Origin of the sequence: Halalkalibacter alkalisediminis (assembly GCF_028610705.1) — a bacterium.
Taxonomy (GTDB): Bacteria; Bacillota; Bacilli; order Bacillales; family Bacillaceae_D; genus Halalkalibacter; species Halalkalibacter alkalisediminis.
Genome location: NZ_JAQQWT010000092.1, coordinates 1 through 2,991 on the forward strand (window position 1 = coordinate 1; position 2,991 = coordinate 2,991).

The 2,991-nt window shown below is 36.3% G+C and carries 3 protein-coding genes; 1 reads left to right on the forward strand and 2 read right to left on the reverse strand.

Translation table 11 applies throughout. From position 1 onward, the window contains the following. Positions 1 to 81: 81 nt before the first annotated feature. Positions 82 to 582, reverse strand: a complete 501-nt coding sequence (locus tag PQ474_RS25835) for a GNAT family N-acetyltransferase (RefSeq protein WP_273848446.1) — start codon at positions 580 to 582, stop codon at positions 82 to 84. Positions 583 to 732: 150 nt separating this feature from the next. Continuing rightward, the gene (locus PQ474_RS25840) at positions 733 to 894 is read right to left on the reverse strand and encodes a DUF4083 family protein (RefSeq protein ID WP_273848447.1); all 162 of its coding nucleotides are present in this window, start codon (positions 892 to 894) and stop codon (positions 733 to 735) included. Between the two features lie 593 nt (positions 895 to 1,487). Between PQ474_RS25840 and PQ474_RS25845 the strand changes: the two genes are divergently transcribed. Then, entirely contained in the window at positions 1,488 to 2,759 is a 1,272-nt protein-coding gene (locus PQ474_RS25845) for an IS110 family RNA-guided transposase (protein WP_273848449.1), read from the forward strand. Positions 2,760 to 2,991: the final 232 nt, after the last annotated feature.

Genomic DNA, 2,991 nt, shown 5'->3' on the forward strand with positions numbered 1-2,991 from the left:
TTACAAGTGGTTTGAAATCCTGCGAATAAGTGAGCATTTGAGAGATATACCTATCTAACTGAGGGAGTTGAAGAAGAAAGATTATAATAACTTAGACATTAAATATTCGTTATAAAATTCATCATCAATCATCAACGATTTTCTTTTTATACCTTCTATCTCAAATCCACTTTTCTTGTATAAAGCTATTCCTGCTTCATTTTGAGTAACAACTGTAAGTTCTAATCTTGATATATTCGAGTTTATTGCCCACTCTTCTAACCGTTGAAATAAACTTCTTCCTATACCACGACCTCTGTACTCTTCTAAAATACCAATAACAAGATATGCAGAGTGCTTTGTTCTCTTTACGCTACCGCCAATGGCTATCAAATAACCAACCAACTTTCCCTTTTCTTGTTCTGCAACAAATATTGTTGAATTACTTTGCTGTTTGATGTGTTCTAATTGTTTACGTTGTTGTTCAGGAGTTGTTTTTCTTTCTTTTGCTCCCATAAGCATAAACTTAGCCTCAGATTCAACTTGCTTAATTAGACATATAAAATTTTCAGCATCAACGGGTTGTATCTCTCTAATTAACATTTGATATCCCCCAATTCTATTTTGATTATCCAAAATTATACACTATATTTGTTGAACTAACCTGCATCTTTATTTTACCATTAATTCCCTTTTCGTTAACAAAGAAAAAGCACCCCTTGTTGAAGGAATGCACCCGTTAGTAAAATTAGACTAACTACCTTTAGTATTACTGTTATCGATTTCGTCTAACTTTTGTTCTATTCTCTTTAACTGTTTACTCTTCCTTATGGATGAACGAATAAACCATACAACTAAAAAAATTATAGTAATAGGTATTAAGATAGCTACTAACTGATAAATCGCAGTTCCCATGTAAGCACCTCCGTAATAACCCATATTTTAACATATCCATTAAAGATTTTGAGTTTTCATCCTAAGTTTATTTTAAATTAACATGCTCCATTACTTAAAAAGGGCATTACTGCTATTCCAGTAATGCACCCCGTTACTTTAATAAAATCTTTATAGAAAAATCACAATAAATAATAACCCTATACCTATAAGCACTCCACCAACCAATTCATAGTTATCAAATAGAAAGTAGAATATGCTATTGTTATTAAAATCAAACGATTTTGCCCTTCTTTTTAACCACAGTCCAAAAATAATAGTAAAAATCAACCCAAATAATAATAATACTGGTGTATTTTTTATATAAATTTCACTTTCCAATCTTTTCACCTACCTACGGTAAACCAACCTTTTACAGGATTTATTTATTGTTTATTATTTAATATACTTTCTTATATATTCAAACGAATACTTCTCTTTCTCCTAATTGAAGTAACCTGCTCTCGTTAGAATTCCTGTAGAGCGTTAATTATCAGGTTTGAAAAAAATAGAGCCCCTCAGTAAGATGATTATACACACACAACACAAAATCATCATTAGGAGGAAGCTCTACTATGAAGTTTAAAATGCAAGACAAACAAAATCAACTAATTGAAAGAATTTCAGACAAACATCTTGTCGTAGGCGTAGATATTGCCCAACAGGTCCACGTCGCTCGAGCTGTAAATTACCGCGGTATTGTGGTCGGTGATCCTCTTTCTTTCGAAAATACTGAAGAAGGATTCGCTAGACTACTAGAGTGGATCAACCGGTTAAAAGCTTCAACATTTGATACGGCAATCGTTGGTATGGAACCTACCGGGCATTACTGGACGAACCTATCAACATGTCTATCCGAACAAAACATTGACGTTGTAACGGTTAACCCTCACCTTGTAAAAAAGAATAAAGAAAATCGTGATAACACCCAATCCAAAAGTGATAAAAAGGACGCTCTCGTCATCGCAGATATGGTCAAGAATGGATACTACTCCTTTATTCGTCCAACTTCAGAGGCTTTCGAAAAGCTTCGAGTACTCATGTCTAACCGTGACGTAATCGTTAAACGCCTGGTCAGTTCCATCAACCAAATTAATCGTTGGGTCGATATTGTCTTCCCTGAACTTCGACAAGTATTTAAGGACGTAAAAGGAAAAGGGGCCATCGCAACCCTGCGCTTATTCCCTACCCCCATCGAATTACGTTCCATGGAAGCTCAGGATATTGTTAAAGGATGGAAGACAAAAATGAAACGACACGCTGGACTAAAAAAAGCCCAGTCATTAATTGAATTAGCCAAGCATTCTATTGGTAACCATCAAGCTCATGATGCTTATAAACTACACCTAGAACAGCTACTTGAAGAGTTTGATCTCGCCACAGCCCAACTTGAAAGAGTTGAACAAGAAGTCACTGATGTACTTAAACAAACTTCTTTCGCAGATAAATTACTTGCCATTAAAGGTATTAGTGAAATTACACTAGCAGGCATTTTAGGAGAAGCAGGAGATTTAAGTGGCTTCGCCCACGGGAACTCTCTATTACGGCACGGAGGATTGCATTTAGCGGAGGCTAGCTCGGGTAAATGGAAAGGGCAAATTGTCATCTCTAAACGCGGAAGATCTCGGCTGCGGCGTTTCATGTATTTAGCAGCAATGAGTCTTATCATGAACAACCCTGAGTTCAAGGAGCTTCATACCCATAATGTCCAAGTAAAAAAGATGAAGAAAATGAAGTCCGTTATGAAACTGATTGGCAAACTAGCAAGAATGTTAGTAGCAATGGCCCGACGTAATGAAACCTATTGTCCTGAAAAAATACAACCTTTAACATCAATAGCCGCATAACTGAACTTATTAAGATAACACACCTAAAGAAAAGAACTAGCACTCATTAAAATTGTTTTTAGAACGAATGTTGGCTTATTCGTAGGATCTCAAAAGAAAGTACGGAGTACCGGATGTATTGTGCCAAAGGGCTCAGACCCGTTTCGTTAGAAAGACCGGCCTCCACCACTTGGATAGGTGTGACGAAGGAATGAGAGGGCATTGACCCGTTGAGACATGGGAGCGAAAACCT